General features: G+C 61.3%; 7 protein-coding genes. 4 read left to right on the forward strand and 3 right to left on the reverse strand.

Translation table 11 applies throughout. From position 1 onward, the window contains the following. Window positions 1-174: 174 nt before the first annotated feature. Together BGE01nite_RS07345 and BGE01nite_RS07350 are read right to left on the reverse strand one after the other, a co-directional pair. Complete coding sequence (locus BGE01nite_RS07345; RefSeq protein WP_146849785.1) at window positions 175-1668, reverse strand: YfbK domain-containing protein; 1494 nt, start codon at window positions 1666-1668, stop codon at window positions 175-177. Between the two features lie 30 nt (window positions 1669-1698). Further along, complete coding sequence (locus tag BGE01nite_RS07350) at window positions 1699-2244, reverse strand: RNA polymerase sigma factor (protein WP_146849786.1); 546 nt, start codon at window positions 2242-2244, stop codon at window positions 1699-1701. A 126-nt stretch (window positions 2245-2370) separates the two neighbouring features. On the opposite strand from BGE01nite_RS07350, the gene BGE01nite_RS07355 reads away from it, so the two are divergent. Beyond that, window positions 2371-4053, forward strand: a complete 1683-nt coding sequence (locus BGE01nite_RS07355; RefSeq protein WP_146849787.1) for a hypothetical protein — start codon at window positions 2371-2373, stop codon at window positions 4051-4053. Window positions 4054-4068: 15 nt separating this feature from the next. Here the strand turns inward: BGE01nite_RS07355 and BGE01nite_RS07360 are convergent, their stop codons facing one another. Beyond that, a complete protein-coding gene (locus BGE01nite_RS07360; RefSeq protein ID WP_146849788.1) occupies window positions 4069-4701 on the reverse strand; it encodes a L,D-transpeptidase family protein in 633 nt (210 codons plus the stop codon). Window positions 4702-4992: 291 nt separating this feature from the next. On the opposite strand from BGE01nite_RS07360, the gene BGE01nite_RS07365 reads away from it, so the two are divergent. From BGE01nite_RS07365 to BGE01nite_RS07375, 3 genes are all read left to right on the forward strand, one after another. Further along, entirely contained in the window at window positions 4993-7032 is a 2040-nt protein-coding gene (locus tag BGE01nite_RS07365; protein ID WP_146849789.1) for a sensor histidine kinase, read from the forward strand. Between the two features lie 38 nt (window positions 7033-7070). After that, a complete protein-coding gene (locus BGE01nite_RS07370; RefSeq protein WP_146849790.1) occupies window positions 7071-7706 on the forward strand; it encodes a response regulator in 636 nt (211 codons plus the stop codon). 122 nt (window positions 7707-7828) lie between these two features. Further along, window positions 7829-17398 (forward strand): Calx-beta domain-containing protein, encoded by a 9570-nt coding sequence (locus BGE01nite_RS07375; protein WP_146849791.1) that lies wholly within the window; start codon window positions 7829-7831, stop codon window positions 17396-17398. Window positions 17399-17467: the final 69 nt, after the last annotated feature.

Genomic DNA, 17467 nt, shown 5'->3' on the forward strand with positions numbered 1-17467 from the left:
TCGCAGATGAGCAGCTCTTTCAAAGAGCAGCCTCATGATTCGTCGGTCCCCATTCGCCTACCCCAAAGGGATCACATGATCACGCGCCAGGGAGGCCGTACGTTTTCTCTGCACCTGCCTCATCCCTCACGACTCATGAATCAGGATTCATGAGTCAAAAATCAGCAATCAGGCTCACAGCCCCGCTGCACGACGCGCATCATTCACCTCGCGGATGAACCGGCCGCGCTCACCATTCGCATCTGTACCCTTGCCCTTTTCAGCGAGGGAAAGCACGATCTCATGATTCAGCGCAGGGCTGTGGTGATCACCCTTCAGCAGCATGCCAAAACCCACGACCGCGGTTTCGAAAAGGAAATCCTCACGCGCCGATGTCCAGCCCATGCCGCGATCCAGAACGCCCATCTTCGTGCTGTCGAAGGGACCCACGCTCGGCGTGGTGAAGCGGGCTTTGTCCAGCGTCACCGTGGCCACAGGGCGGCCCGTGCGCACAGCCTCGTCACTCACAGGCAGGAACTCATACCACACCGTCTGCGTGCCGGAAGTGTTCATCTCGGCGGCAGGCGTGTGGCGCTCGCACAGGCGGCGGAACTCACGCACATAGCGGCGGTCAAAGGAGACCTGGAGAGGGAAGGTGGACACGCTGTCCGCCGCAGGCTGGTTTGGCGGCACCTGCAGCGTCACACGGAGGAGACGGGTGGAAGGATTCCACGGGCAGGAGGCCACCTCGCCGCGCCAGGAGTGGATGTACACCTCGGAGGCCGTGCGGGGCTTGCCATCAGCGGTGGATTTCGGAGCCTGCACCGGGGCAGGGGAGGCCAGTATCTCCTTCGCGTTCACCTTCGCAGGCAGAGGGCGGAAATTCGCGGGGCGGATGCTCACCTGATCGGTCTCATCCTTGCCAGTCGCCACAAAAGTCAGTGCGGCGTTCGTGTGCGTCACCGCCACGGGCAGCAGCACAGGCGGCTTCGGGGCCGAAACGACCACGGGCTCATTCTTCGCGGGTTCAGACTGCTGCGCGGCAGGCTTGGTCACCTCAGGCAGGGCAGCCACCACCACGACCGGAGCCTTCTCAGGAGCCGGAGCGGGCTTCAGCTCAGTCACCATCGGCGCCGCAGGCGCTGGAGCAGGGTTGACCACCGGCGCAGGCACAGGAGCCTGGACCAGCACCTCGGGCTTCGTGACCGGATCAGGGGCGGCATGCACCACCAGCTCAGCCTTCTCAGAGTTGGCTGGAGTCGTCACCACCGGGGCAGATTCAGCCGGGGAAACTCCCGCCAGGGTCGAGCCACCATTCAGATCCGTCTGGCGGCCCATCCAGTAGGCAGCGCCCGTCACCGTCACCACCGCGGCGGCCTTCATCACCGTGCGCATCACCGGCCAGAAGGCGGCGGGCTTCTTCACCGGCTGGCGCGGCTGCATCGGAGCCACGCGGCGCGGCATGTTCACCGGGCGCAGCACCGCATGACGCTGCTCAGGGTTCAGACGATCCTGCGGCATGGGCGCGAACTGGCGCAGCGCATCCGTCACCGCCTCGATCTGCTCCAGCTCCGACGTCGCGGCCGGGCAGTCACTGAGCAGGCGGTGGATGTCCGTGGCCTGATGCGCGTGCAGCTCACCCAGGGAGTAGGCGGTGAGCTCGGAGGTATCGTTGGCTGGGCTTGTCATAATCGAAAAAGGGGAAAAAAAGAAAAGGGGTCAGTTGGCAGGGCTGCTGGCGAGCTCGCGGTTCAGGAGCTCGCGCAGCTTCTTGATGGCCATGTGCATGATGAAGCCCACATTGCCCACACTGAGGCCGGTGATGTCTGCGATCTGCTGGTAGGAGCAGTCGTGGGTGAACTTGAGGCGGATGACTTCTTTCTGGTTGGGGCGCAGCTTGTCCACGAGGTCCCAGATACGTTCGTAGAGCTCATGGGAGACGGCGTTTTCGCTGGGGTCCGGGTCAAAACTGACCGCCATCCCCATGGCATCCTCATTGCCCAGTTCCAGCCGGTGGTCCTTGCGCAGCACATCCAGCGCCCGGTTTCGGCAGACGGTGAAGAGCCAGGCCTTGAGGTTGTCCCGCACCTTGTCCGGGTCGGTGAGATAGAGCTTGAGCAGAGCGTCCTGGACGACCTCGCGAGCCCTCTCCACATCCCCGTGCAGGATTCCCGCCGTGTAGGCGATGAGATTGCTCTCATGCTGATCCAGCGCCCGCCTGACGAGCAGGCTGGCTTCTTCGGGCTGGGGTTGGCTGGGCGGCATGAGTTCACTGTGCGTCTCCTGAAACGTCCCCGCGAGGAGATTATTAGAGATGAGAATCACTCAAGAAGGTAAAAACCAGTCCCGGAGCTTGCCTCGGAACCCTCGTTTGTGGAAGGCTACCCCCTCATGCGTGCACTTTGGGTAGATCTCTGGCGTCGGCGATGGTTCCGCTGGACCTTCACGCCCGTCGCTTCCATCGCCTTGTCTTGGTGCTGTATCTGCCTGATCCTGAACTACGTCGGAGAAAGACGCTGGCAGCAGGTCAAAGCCCGCCTCGAGGCCGAGGGAGAGACCTTGGACTACTTCTCCCTGTTGCCTGCCTCCATTTCCGATGAGCAGAATTTCTGCGCCATTGAGGGACTGCTGGGTTTGAGAGACCCTGAGAATGAAGCTTTGAGAACCGAGATCGAACGTCAAGCGGCTTTGATCACTCCGCAGATCAAAGAGGCGATGCCTCTCCCAGGTTTGGGGCAGGCCGCGACCACGAATGATCAAGCCTTTTTGCAGGCCTTGAGCCTCTGGGCCGAACACTTGGCTCAACCAGGCAAGCGGACTCGCAAGGTGGTTCCAGCAGCGATCAATGGCGCGCCTCTTCCAGGGCTTCCGGGTCTCCCTTCAGCGGGCTCTTCTCCACCTTCCACACCTGAGGCCAGCCAGCCGGCAACCGTCGCGGTGACGTGGAAGGAAGCGAGGTTGCTGCTGGAAAAACATGCCCCGCTGCTCCCGCTGCTCACCCAGGCCACCAGACAGCGTCGAAAAGCAGAATACCTCCCGCGTCCCACCCGGGAGAACTTGCCTGAGCTGCTCTACAGTAAACCCTTGAAGCACCTTCAAGCGGGCCAGGGCCTAGGAGAGCTGTGCATCTTTTACAGCCTCGTCTGCATGAAAGCGGGTGACAAAGCGGCCAGCCTGGATGCTGCCCTCGTGTCTTTGCGTCTGGCCCAGGCTGCGAACATGGATGCTACCTTGGTGGGAAGCCTGACTTGCAGCAACCAGCAGACCTCCTTTATCCGGGTCATCAAGGTCTACCTTCGTGAAAGGTTTCTTGAGGAAACAGACCTGGCCTTGATCCAGCAGGACCTTCAGGAGATGGACCCTGCTGCACAACATCTTCTCGGCTTGAGGGCTGAGATGATCTGGCGGGCGAACTGCATCGACTATCTTTACGCGCACCGAGAACAACGCTGGGGCACTTTGCGCAACCTTCCCATGATTGGGTCATCGAGTGTGGCGTCAGGAATAGCTCCTGCCTGGGTCGCCGTGGCTCCAAAGGGTTACTTCTCTCTGAGCAAAGCCTCGGGTACAGCATTTTTCTTTGACCGCGCGATTGCACCGATCAAGCAAGGCGGCCTCGAAAAAGCGGAGGCCAGGATAGGTTATGTTGAAGATCAGTTGGCGAATATCAGCGACTGGCAGCGCCCCGATTTGTTCCTGACTAAAATGGGTTTTCCACCGTTGGCTCCGCTTCGTCGTGGTGTCGCTCTGGGGGCTAGCTGGCGGCTTCAAGCCATTCTGGCCTGTGCCTTGGAGCGTCATTATCTCCGGCATCGTTCCTATCCAGCCAGCCTGGAGAAGCTGGATGCCGAATTCAAGGCAGGCGCAAGCCTTCTGGATGTGGACGGACTGCCCATGCATTATGTGCAGTCGTCCGATGGCCGCTTCCAGCTCTGGTCCCCCGGTCTCGATGGAGTGGATGATGGTGGGAAGTTTGGCGAGGAAGTGGTTCCAGGTTCACCAAAGTCCCTCACCAATACGCGATATGAAGGCGACTGGGTCTGGCGCTACGAGCCTAGTGTCGATAAGAAGTGATCAACAGCCGTTGCCTCACGGCACAATCTCCACCGGCGTTCCCATCGGGCAGGCATGGAAAAACTTCTCCGCCATGCGGGCAGGCAGGCGGATGCAGCCGTGGGAGGCGGCGTAGCCGGGGAGGTAGCCCTGGTGCATGCCCACACCACCGTAGATGCGCATGAAGTAAAACATCTTCGCCCCTTCAAAGCGCGTGCCCGGCGGACGGCGGTCTTTGCGGTTGTCGATGTTCTGCGCGATGACGTTGCCGTTGTAGTCCTCGTAGTCGCCGTAGATGGAGGACTTGTGGTCGATGTCCTTTTCGATCACGCTGTACTTGCCCGGGCGCGTGTCATAGCCTTCCTGGCCGGAGGAGATCGGTGAGCCACCGACGATCTTGCCCTGCTTCAGCAGATACACTTTTTGTTCGCCGAGCACGATGAGGATGCGCGGCTTTCCAGGCACACCGTCCGCCTCCCAAAAGGAGCCGTCATTGCGCATCAGACTCTTCACCCGGTCCGTGAGATAGCGGGACACGCGCGGAATGTCGCCCGTCAGAAACTTGTGCCCATAACGAAAGGCGGTGTTGCCGGGGTTTTGACCGTTCTGGCATTGCGTGAGGCAAAGCACCAGGGGAAGCAGAAGCAGCAGACGACGGGGGGACGACATGCCCCGAGGGTGGCGGCTGAGCCGCAAAGTTCAAGGAATCTCCTCCCACCACCATGTAAGATGATCGTCTTTCTCACAGCGAACTCATTCCAGCAATTCTAACCGCTGATGCCAAGTCACGAACTAGAGGTTTGGTAGAAAGATTGAGGGTAAAAAAATTCAAGACCCAACAGATTCAGAAAATCTTTCTACCCTTCATTTTTCTACCTCCATCCTCCTGGTCTCTTCATGTCCCCCAAATGAAGGCTCGGCAGCCCCACATGACTTCGCTAGCATCACCACCGATAAATCATGCGCGCACTTCTGCTGCTCAGTCTGGTCTGGCTCACGCTGGCTCATGGGGAGGATCCCCTGGGCAGCGTGCGCGCCGTGCGTGAGCTGGATGACCAGCGCCGCGGCCAGAACCTGCCGGTGAAACTCCAGGCCACCGTGACCTACTATCACCCCGCCTGGGGCGTGCTCTTTGTGCATGATGGCACAGACGGCATCTGTGTCGGCGTCGGGGAAGACAAGCGCCCCTCGCCTCCTTATCAGCCTGGCGTGCTTTTGAAGGTGGAAGGCAGCGTGAATCCCGGTGAGTTCCTGCCCGTGGTCATCCCCTGGACCATGCAGACTGCCGGTACTGGCACCTTGCCCGCGTATCCATCAGTGAATGCAGAGCAGCTCTTCTCGCCAGCCATGGATGCGCGGCCCGTGCAGGTGCGCGCCATCGTCAAAGGCACCTGGTTTGCCGAGGACAGCCTTGTGGTGGAGGTGGAGGTCGAAGGCCGTCTCATCCGCGCCATCGTGCCCCAGACGGAACCCTTGAAGCGCCTGCCCTGGCAGCTCGTGGAGGAGCAGGTCAGCGTGCGCGGCGTGGCGGGCACGCATTTCAATGACCAGCGCCAGATGAGCGGCCGCCTGCTCTTTGTGCAGAACCTCGAAGCCTTCAATCTGATCGAGGAAGCCAAGCCCTCCGGCCCCGTGCCCGAGGTGCCCGTGGATGGCCTCCTGCGTGTCGATGCCCCCCTGCGCCAGAGAGTGCGTGTGCGTGGCGTCACCACGCATGTCGTCGCCGGACGCGGCCTCTATCTTCGCGGCCAGGGCGGCAGCATGTTTGTGCAGACCGCTCAGTCCATGGACCTTAAGGCAGGCGATGATGTGGAGGTCGAAGGCTATCCCGTCGTCACCGCCTTCCGTCCCAGCCTCAGCGCCGTGGACGTGAAGAAGACCGGCACAGCTCCCGCACCACCAGGCCCCGTGGAGTTTCATGCGGCAGACACGCGGCACAGCCGTGAGCAGTGCGAGCTCGTCACCCTCGCCGCTGATCTGCTGGAAGTGAACCGTGACCGCACCGGCATCAATCTGGTCTGCCGTGCCGATGGACAGCCCTTTGAAGCCACCCTCGGCTGGCCCATGCAGCCTGCGGAAAAACTTCTTCCCGGCATGAAGCTGCGCCTCACCGGCATCTGCGAGTTCATCTCGGACAAACCGTTGGTTATTCCGCGCAATGCCACCGGCTTCCGTCTCATCCTGCGCGCGCCGGAGGACATCGCCATCACCGCACGCGCACCGTGGTGGGATGAGCAGCGGGCACGTTGGTTGTTAGGCTCACTGCTCATCCTCGCCATGGCGGTGGGTGGCTGGGCCGTCTCTCTGCAGTTCATGGTGAACAAGCAGAAGAACGTCATTCGCGAGCAGGCCCAGCAGCAGGCAACCCTTGAGGAACGGCAGCGCATCGCCCAGGATCTGCATGACACCCTGGAGCAGGAGCTTGTGGGCGTGAACATGCTGCTCGATGACACCGCGCGCCGCATGCAGGGCGCGGAATCTTCCGCCACCCAGCCGCTGGATCTGGCACGCCGTTTGTTACGCCGTGCGCGTGATGACTCGCGCACCACCATTCGCGAGCTGCGCAGCGTGGCCCTGGAGCAGCGCGGCCTGCCCGCCGCCATCGAGGAGCTGCTTCGTCCGCTGGCGGCCGTCGGTGGCGCGGAGTTTGTGGTGAGCGTGGTCGGCATCCCCGTTCGTCTTGCAGGCACCGTGGAGACAAACCTCCTCCGCTTCACTCAGGAAGCCGTCGCCAATGCCGCCCATCATTCCGGCGCGAAGCGCATCGATGTCCGGCTCGAGTATCATGACGAGAGCGTGCGCCTCAGTGTGCGTGACAACGGCTGCGGCTTTGATCCTGCGGCCATGACTGCGCTGGACGGTCACTTTGGCCTCAGCGGCATGCGTGAGCGTGCGGAGAAGATCTCCGGACGTTTGCGCATCCACAGCGTGCCAGGGCAGGGGACCGAGGTGGAGGTCAGCGTGCCCTGTGTTGAGTTTCCCGCACCAGCCAGTGCTTGATCCCGAGCCGCCGACCCGTTGTAATCAGCCGGACAACCATGAAAAATGCCAGCCCCATCCGTGTCATGATCGTCGATGATCACTTCGCCACACGCCTGGGCCTCTCTGTGCCGATCAATAACGAGCCGGACATGAAGGTGGTGGCCGAGGCCGGCACCAGCGCCAGAGCGGTGGAAACCTACCGTGAGCATAAACCGGACGTGGTCACCATGGACTACCATCTGCCGGACAAAAGCGGCGTCGAGACTCTCGAAGCCATCCGCGCCGAGTTCCCCGAAGCCCGTGTGCTCATGCTCACCATCTTTGATGGTGAGGAAGATATCTACCGCGCCGTGACTGCTGGAGCCAAAGGCTACCTCACCAAGTCCGCCGAGTGTGAGGAAGTGCTGAAAGCCATTCGGCGCATTCACGCAGGCGCGGCCTGCTTTCCGCCCACCATCAGTGCCAAGATCAAAGAGCGTGAGAAGCGCCGTCCGCTCACGTCGCGTGAGCTGGAGATTCTAAAACTCCTCGTGAAGGGACATTCCACCAAGGACATCGTTCACCAGCTCAGCCTCAGCATGGGCACCATCCGCCTGCACATCAGCATCATTCTGGACAAGCTGGACGCCTTCGACCGCACCAATGCCGTCGCCAAGGCCATCGAGCGCGGAATCGTGCATCTCGGAGACTAGCTCCAGGATTGACCATAGAGGTTTTTTTGAGGTAACCTGGACGTAATTGATCCAAGATACCGAATTCAGTTCTAATAAAGCGGATTCACAATCGTCTGGTTCACAACCACCAACCAGTTTTCATGCGCTTCAGGACCGCTTCCGGGCTCGCTGCTCTCGTCGTCATTGCCGTTTCAGCAGGCATTTACCTCTCTAAACAAGAGACGATATCACCTGTGGCGGTAAGCGGCACAGCATTGTCAGCTCGGGAAGACAAGATCGCGCCGGTCGATGTCTTGAAGTCTGGCCACAAATCAAAGGCAGAAAACATCACCGCCGAGCCTTTAGCTCCCGCCGATCCCCTGACAGGCTTTGATGACTGGAGCCGGGACTATCTCAGCCTCTCGCCGGAGCAAAGGGAGCGCATGGTGGATGAAGGTGTCCGTCTGGCCAAAGCACGGCGCCCTGTTTTCAAAGAGCTGATCAAGGAAGATCCCCGCTCTGCACTCGCCCAGGCCGTGCCCATGGTGGTGCGTCAGGCCTTGCCGCCACAGATTCTGGGTGAACTGGAAAGGCGCATCAATGACGTCGGGGCGCTGCGGGTGATGATGGGAGTGCCGCTCGATCCGAACGATCCTCCGGTTCCGACGACGCGAGAGGTCGAACTGAAGGGCGGCGGGACGTATCGCGCTTATCTTTATGGCAGGCGCGAGAATCAGCTCAGCACGCCGGGTGTTTTGGTGAATGGCGTGGCGATAGACTCCGAGTTTGCGGTGAGTGAAGAGCCGACGCGGCGATTGGAGGTGGGAGAAACTCTGCCGAAGGACAAGCCGGTGGTGTCGGAGTGTCCCGTGTCGGGCAAGTCAACGGTCGATGCCAAGGACGTGCCAGCGCAGGCGACGGAAGCTTCGAATGCGGTTGAGTCGCCCACGGAGGTGATCTTCTTCTGTGATGGCTCACACATCGCGGTGCAGAACCAGACCTTGCTGATGGGTGAAGGTGTGACGGGTGGGGCGCTGCCGTTCTCGGGGATTTTACCTGCCACCTCCACGCCTTCGCTGGGCAATATCAAGGTGCTTGTGATGCATACGACATATGCGGATCAAAATGCCGCGCCGACCACGGAGGCGGCTCTGTACAAAACGCTGCGCGATGTGGGCGACTACTACGCCAAGGCTTCGTATGGCCGGCTTTCGCTGGTGGGTGTGGTGACGCCGGTGCTCAAGCTGCCGCACAATGAAGCGTGGTATGTGAATCGCGACACCAGCAATGGTGGCGATCTCGGCGGCACGGGCCAGGAGCACGCGGATGCGCGGGCGGAAGCGCGGAAACTGGGCTACGACACAAATGATTACGACAGCCTTGTCATGCGGCACAATGGCGGGCCGGGCAGCTACGGAGGACTGGCCTCGGTGCCAGGCAGTACGGTGTGGGTGCGTGGTGATAGTGCCGGTTTGTGGGCGCACGAGATCGGGCACTCCTTTGGTTTGCTGCACTCAAACTTCTGGGACACGGCAGGCACGAGCAGCATCGGCAATGGCGCGAACCAGGAATATGGCGACAGCTACGATATCATGGGCGGCGGTCCTTTCCCTGGCGGCCACTACAACGCGGCGGGCAAGAATCAGATCCGCTGGCTGCCCTCGGAGTTCGTCCAGCCGGTGACGCAGCCGGGTGTGTATCGTATCTATGCTTATGACCAGGGCGTGCTGGATGCTTCGCGCCGCTACGCGATGACGGTGGTGAAGGATGTGCAGCGCACTTACTGGGGCATGGTGCGCGCGCAGATGGATTCCAATCCTTTTGCCAAAAGCGGCATGGTGCTCGGTTGGAAGTTCCCGAATGGCGGCGGCAGCAACTTCCAGCTCATCGATACCACGCCGGGCTCGCCTTATGCGAAAACGGATGCTCCCATCTCCCTCGGTGCCACGTTCGCAGACGTGGAGAGCGGCATCTTCATGACCACCGTGGCGGCGAATGACAATCCGCGATACGTGGATGTGCAGGTCAATATGGGATCCTTCCCCGGCAATCATCCGCCCACGCTTTCGCTGGCGGCGAATGCGACCGTGGTGCCAACCAATGGCTCGGTCACTTTCACCGCGACAGCGAGCGATACCGACGGCGATACGCTGGCCTACAACTGGCAGCACTTCGGCGGCGGTTCGCAGATCGTCTCGCCGAATGCGAACGTGATCACGCGGCAGTTTGCCTCGGCGGGCACCTACATTGTCACGTGCACGGTGAGCGATATGAAAGGCGGCACGGTCACCCGCAATCAGCTTATCACCGTGGGATCGCCAAGCACGTTCACCATCAGCGGACGCATCACGTTGCTCGGCGCGGGCTTGTCTGATGTGGCCGTGACCGCGAACGGAGCGAACGGCGTGATCACCGACGCGGACGGCTACTACACGATTCCCAATCTCGCCGCGAACACCTACACGATCACGCCGCTGCTCTACGGCTACAGCTTTGGCGAGTTGTTCAACAACAGCATCACCGTGGGACCAAGCTTCAGCGGTGCGGACTTTGAGGCCACGGCGTCCAGCGTGGTGACGATCGCAGCCGTAACGCCGACTGCCAATGAAGGCACGCTCAGCCCTGGTGTCTTCCGTCTCACCCGCACAGGTGACAACTCGCAGCCGTTGACCGTCAGCCTGAGCAATCCGTCCGGCAGTGCCACCCTCACCACGGACTACACATTGAGCCCGGCTTACACGTCAGCGTCACCGTTCAACTCTTGGACCATTCCTGCCGATGCAAGCACGCTGGACATATCAGTGACGCCAGCGGCAGATGCCATCAGCGAGGGGGCTGAGACCGTGGTTCTTCAGCTTGGCTCGGGCAGCGGCTATCTGCTGGGAGCTGCGGCCAATGCCACGGTGACGATCACGGATGATGACACGGTTTTACCGAAGGTAAGCATGATTGCGACGACCCCGGACACGACGGAGGGCAGCGCTTCGCCTGCGGTCGTCACATTCAGCCGCACCGGCAGCACCGCCGCTGCTTTGACGGTGAATTTTGGGCGCAACGTGGCCAGCACGTCCGCCGTGGGAAGTGATCATCCAGCGCTGGGCAGCACTGTGACGATACCCATCGGAGCTGCTTCCACCACTCTCAACATCACAACGCTGAACGACTCCATCTCCGAGCAAGTGGAGACCGTGATCCTTAATCTGTTATCCGGTTCTTACCTGCTGGATTCATTGGCCAGCACCACCACGGCCAACATCTACGATGATGACTTGCAAACGGTGACCGTGAGCGTGACGGATCCCGTGGCGACCGAGGTGAATCTGGCTACACCAGGTGCGGCCGCGGACACGGGCACCTTTGTCCTGACCCGCAGTGGTGACGTATCTGCTCCCTTGACGGTGTATTACGCCTTCTCCGGCGGCAGCAGCGCAAGCGCCACCGCGCTGCATGGCGTGGACTTTGAATTGATGCCGGGCTCGGTGGTGATTCCTGCCAGTCAAACCACGGCTTCGATCACGATCATCCCGCGCTTCGATGACGTGGGGGAAGGGCCGGAAGATTGCGTGATCACCATCGGCGCGAACTCGACCAACTATGTCGTTGGCAGCGCCAGCAGCGCGACGGTGACCATCAATGACAATCCCGCTGACAAGGCGTTTATGGATGTGGTGAACACGTCGAACGCGACCGAACCGAGCACGAATGCGACGTTCCGTTTCACACCGCGTGGCAGCACCAGCGCCTTCCCGTTCCTGATGAACTACACCCTCGCAGGGACAACCACGAATGGCACGGACTACGACACCGTCAGCTGGTGGTTGCCGCAGACTTCGGGCAGTTCCGCAAATCTCAACGCGGTCTTCGCCGTGAGCAGTACCGCGCAGTGGGTCGTGGGCGAGGGCGGTGTCATCTTGAAAGGTGATGGCACAAACTGGACCGCACAAACCAGTGGCACGACTAACAATTTGCGCGGCATCTGGGGAACCAGCACCACCAATCTCTATGCCGTTGGCGATGGCGGCGTGGTTTTGCGCAGCACGAACGGCACGTCATGGAGCGCCATGACCAGCGGCACTACGAACAACCTTCGCGGCATCTGGGGCAGCGGCACCACAAACATTTTTGCCGTGGGTGATGGCGGCGTGATTTTGCGCAGCACCAACGGCACGTCCTGGACCACCTTGGCCAGCGGCACCACGAATCAGCTCCGCGCAGTGCATGGCTCGGCCAGCACCAACATTTGGTTCGTCGGCGCAGCTGGCACCGTGTTGTTCTACAACAACACAACGGTGACGCCGATCACTTCCGGCACGACTGCGCAGCTCAATGGAGTTTACTCCACGGGCACGAACGCCACGGTGGTCGTAGGCGCGGGCGGCATGATCAGAAGGGGCGGCAGCACTGGAACCTGGACGCAGCAGTCGTCGCTCAACAGTTTCGATCTCAATGGCGTGTGGGGCAGCGGCGCATCCAATGTTTTCATCTCGGGCGCGAGTAGTTCGCAGATGCTGACGACAGGGTCCACCAACCTGACCTACGTCAATCTCTCCGCACTCGGCTCGTTCAATGCGGTCAATGGCACCGGCACCACGCTCGCCTGGTCGGTGGGTGCGAACGGTGCGATTTTCAAACGCGACACCAGTACCGGTGTGAACGTCCCGTCCTCCCTCGTCATCTCCTCCGGCGTTACGACCTTTGACCTGACCTTGCGCACGAAGGACGATGTCTTGACGGAGGATCGTGAGACGATCACGCTCTCGATCGACACCTCCTCCAATTATCAGACCTTTGTATCCAGCGGCAGCGCGACGGCGTGGATGATTGACAACGACAATGTGAGCACTGTCGTCGCTGACGTGCAGGTGGGTAGCGGTAGCAGCGTTGTCTCCAACATCGTAGAAGGAGGCGCCACCACGCCGGTGAAGTTTTACCTCAATCGCACGGGCAGCACGACAGCGGCATTGACCGTGAACCTCAGCTACAGCGGCACGGCAACGAACGGCACCGATTACACTGCGCCCGCAAGCGTCACCATTCCCGCGGGCGCGCTCGGCGTGGACGTGCCTGTGACTATCACGAACGATGTCGACATCGAAGGCACCGAGACCATCGTGCTCAACATTGACCCAGGCTCGTATGCGCGCGGCACCGGCGCCACGATGTATATCACGGACAATGAAGCTCCGGCGCAAACCGTTGCCTTCACCGCGAACAGCAGCCGTGGTTTGGAAAACGTGGCATCGCCGGTGGTCGAGGTCGGTCTGGCCGCACCTGCCACCACGGCCGCTTCCGTGGAATACTATGTCGACAGCGGCTCGCGCACTTCATCGTCCGCCAGCAACAACACGCAAACCCTGGCCTACTGGCTGCGCATCGTGAAGACCGGCACGACGTTTGTATCTTCCGCGTCGAACGATGGGGTGACCTGGACGCAGTTGGATTCGCAAAGCATCACCGGCTTCACTGCCACGAGTTATCTGGCTGGACTCTGCGTCGCTTCAGCGGCGAATCCCGCGCTCAATACTGCCACGTTTGACAGCTTCACGGTCAATGGCCTCAGCGGTGGATCGCTCGGCACCATCACCAGCGCTGATGTCGGCACGGTCGGAGCTGCGGGCAGCTATGCGGAGGCATCCGGGACTTACACAGTGATCGGCTCGGGCAGCATCGGCAGTACGGCGGATGCGTTCCGCTATGTGTGGTTCCCGGTGAACAGTTCATCGAACTGCACCATCGTCGCTCGTGTGCTCACACAAAGCCCAGGCTCCCAAAACACGGCCCAGGCCGGCATCATGATCCGTGAGTCCACCACGGCGAACGTGCGCTCGTTCGCTGCCATGCATGTGCCATCCACAGGCCGCGTGTCAGCGCGCCGCACGACGGTCGCCGGATCAACTTCCTCCGTGAGTGCGGCGTCCATGCTCCGCCCACGCTGGGTTCGTCTGCAGCGCGCCGGTGAGGTGTTCACCAGTTCGTGGTCGCCTGATGGCAGCACGTGGACCACCGTCGGCACGCCTCAGACGATGGCCCTCGCGCCAGAAGTGCTGGCCGGTCTTGCCGTCAGTGCCCGTTCCGATAGCGCCACGAATCTGACCACAGCCACCTTTGACAATGTATCGCTGTCTGGCTCGCCGGGGCTGCTCGGACGCACCGTCGGCTTTGTGAATGCACAGGGCACGGACACTCTCACCACCGGTACTTACACGGTCAGCGCCGCGGGCGCACAGATCGGCAGCACAGAGGATGAATGCCATTTCGTAGCCGCACCGGTCAGTGGCGACTTCACGCTCATCGCACGCGTGCTCACGCAGACGGGGGGAGCATCGAATGCGCAGGCTGGCGTGATGGTGCGCGAGACGGCGAACTACCGCACGCGGAGTCTATACCTCGGCAGCGTCGCGAACTCTGGCGTAGAGTTCATCTATCGCACGACGAGTGTCACCACCGGCTACGGTGCGGGTGTGGATTTCTTGTTGCCCGACGGCGTGCTGAACTTCGCGATTGGCGAGCAGTTCAAGTATGTGCCGCTCAGCATCATCAACGACACGATCGATGAAGGCACGGATAATCTCTGCATCTCCCTGCGCAATGCGAGCAGCGCGGTCATCGGCACGGTTTCGCAGCACATTTACACCATCGTGGATAACGACGCTCCACCGACCAATCTCTACGCGGGCTTCACCACCATCAGCAGCAGCGTCAGTGAAAGCGCGGGCACCGCCCAGATCGCTGTCAGCCTCAGCAGTACGGCCACCACTGCATGCTCGGTCAACTACGTGACCACCGATGGCACTGCTTTGAATCCTGGCGACTACGCGACTACGAGCGGCACGCTGAACTTTGCCGCGGGTGACACTGTGAAGTTCATTTCCGTGCCGATCACAAACGACACTACTTTGGAAGCAGCGGAAGCCTTGACCCTCACGCTCTCCAGCCCCAGCAGCGGCCTCGCACTCGGTTCGCAGTCCGTGCACACCTTGACCATCAACGATGACGACGCCCCGGCTGTGAGCATCGCTGCCACTGATGCGAGCGCCAACGAAAGCGGAGATCCGGGACAATTGACCCTCACGCGCACGGGCCCCACGACCTCGGCGTTGTCGGTCACCATCGCGCTTGGCGGCCTCGCTGTGAATGGCACGGACTACACCACCATCAGCACCACGCAGATCATTCCTGCGGGCCAGAGTGGCCTTGCTATCAACGTCGCCCCGATTCAGAACGCGCTCAATGAGGGCACGAAGACCGTGATCGCGGATGTCGTTGCTGGTAGCGGCTATGTTCCTGGCACGCCCAGCAGCGCCACAGTCTCGATCGCCGATGACGACCGCAGCACGGTCACCATCACTTCGAATGATGCGAGCGCCTCCGAGACGCCGGGTAACTCCGGCCAGTTCACCGTCACGCGTACCGCGCCTACCAATGTCACCCTCACCGTGAACGTCGCCATCTCTGGCACGGCCACGAACACCACCGACTACGCCACGGTGGCGGGCACGCTGGCCTTTGCCATCGGCGAGGCATCGAAGACCATCACCATCACACCCGTGGACGATGGTAGTATCGAAGGCCCCGAAGACGTGACCATCTCGCTCGGCAGCGGCACCTATGACATCGGTGATCCATCGTTTGCCAACGTCACCATTGCCGACAACGACAACGCGCCTTCCATCTTCATCACCAGTCCCACGGGACAAGGCCCCGTGATCGCTGCTACGAACGGCATCATCCTCAGCGCCAGCGTCACCGACGACGGATTGCCCGCCGCAGTCACGCAAACCTGGAGCCTCGTCAGCGGACCCGGCACAGCGACCATCGAGTCACCGGGAGCAACGACCACCGCTGTGACCTTTTCGGCTCCGGGCACTTACTTGATGCGCATCACCGCCACAGACACCCAATTCACCGTGAGCGATCAGGTCACCATCGTCGTCGGTAGCGCACCCATCGCCTCGACTTGGATCACCCAGGACATGACGCCTTCGTCTGCGCGTCGCGGCCAGTCATTGGAGTACAACGGCATCGCCACTGTCACAGGCACTGGCGTAGGCTACGCCGCTTCTGCCCTCGACTCCGCACACGTCATGGTGCGCCCCATCACAGGCAATGGCAGCGTTGTCGCGCGCTTGACCAGTCAGCCCACCGCTGGAGCACTCAGTGGTGTCACCATTCGAGATTCGCTCGCACGCGGCTGCAAGCGAGTCGTGCTCGGCTATGTGCCCGGCACTGGCTTGCAAATGCGCACACGCACCGCTCTCGGGGCCAACGGATCGAGTGATACCGTCGTCACCACCACCGGCCTCACCCTGCCTTTGTGGCTCAAACTCGAACGCGACACCACCACCGACGTCATCACCGGCAGCTACAGCACGAATGGCACCACGTGGACCACCGTCGGCACCACCGTCGCGCTCACATTGCTCAACAGCGAAGCACAATACGGACTCACCACCACCAGCAACAGCTCCAGCAGCACCGCCACCGGTGTGTTTGATAATGTGGCGCTCACACCCGCACCCAGCGGCCCGGCATTGTATAACGAAGACAGCGGCACCTCGCCGAATCCGGCTGGCAGTGGCAGTTTCGATGGCACGAACACCTATACCATCACAGGCGGTACAAACGGCTACTACTACGGCTGGCAGTACTATGGCGACATCGACGTCCGCTGCCGTCTCACCGGCTACAGCTCCGGCGCGGGCAGCAGCAGCGGCGGTCTGCGCATCACGGAAAGCATCGAGGCCGGCGCTTACTCGCACTTTGGCAAAAAGCCCACCGATGCCTTCAACGGCTACTACTGGGTGAGCATCGCTGGAGGCGGCAGCAGCGGCATTCCCAGTGGCGCAGGTACCGTGGGTAGCTGGATTCGCATAGTGCGCCGGGGCAACACGGTCACTGGCTACCGTGCCACGCACAACGGCACCAGCGGCGGCCCAAATTCATGGACACAAGTCGGCCAGCCGCAGACGATCATCATGACCACGCCCGTCTGGGTCGGTTTCTATGTGGACAATGCCAGCGGTGTCGGCCTGAACACCTGCACTTTCACCAATCTGAGCATCAGCGCCGTTAATAAAGCTCCCGTTGTCGCCGCCTCGCTGTCCGGGAACGTCTCACCCGTCAGTCTCGACGGCACGATCACGGACGACGATCTCCCCGCCGCACCCACCTCTCTTTGGTCAGTGCGCAGTGGTTCTGCCGGCATCACGCTGGGTAATGCATCGTCTGTCGACACCGCGGCCACGCTCCTCGAGAGCGGCCTGTTCAAGCTGCGCCTCACGGCTGACGACACCGGCACCAAGAGCTTCTCAGACCTCGACTTCACTGGCTATGCCACCCTTTTCGCACGTTGGCTGGATCAAAACAATGTGGGCGACGAGAACAACACAGCCATCGAGGCTGAGGCCGACGCGGATCGTGACGGCCTCGTGAATCTTTTTGAGTATGCCGTCGGCACGAATGGTACCGTCGCCTCCAGCAACCCGCAGGTCGTCACGCTGGCACCCGTCAGCAGTTCCCAATACCTGCGCATCTCCATCCCGAAAAACCCTGCGGCCACGGACGTGACCTTCACCGTCCAGGCCACCAGTGACATCACCAACCCCGCCAGCTGGAGCAGTGCCGGCCTCGTCATCGAGACCAACACCAGCACCCAGCTCATCGTGCGTGACAACGTGCCCGCCGGCCCCGGCGTGCGCCGTTTCATGCGCGTGATGGTCACAAGGTTATAGTCGAGATCCCACGCTGAACCGGATGCAGAGGCAGGCGTAAGCATGCCTTCAATGAAGCCTGCCAACACA

Source organism: Prosthecobacter gellanilyticus (assembly GCF_007992435.1).
In the GTDB taxonomy this organism is placed as follows: Bacteria; Verrucomicrobiota; Verrucomicrobiia; order Verrucomicrobiales; family Verrucomicrobiaceae; genus Prosthecobacter; species Prosthecobacter gellanilyticus.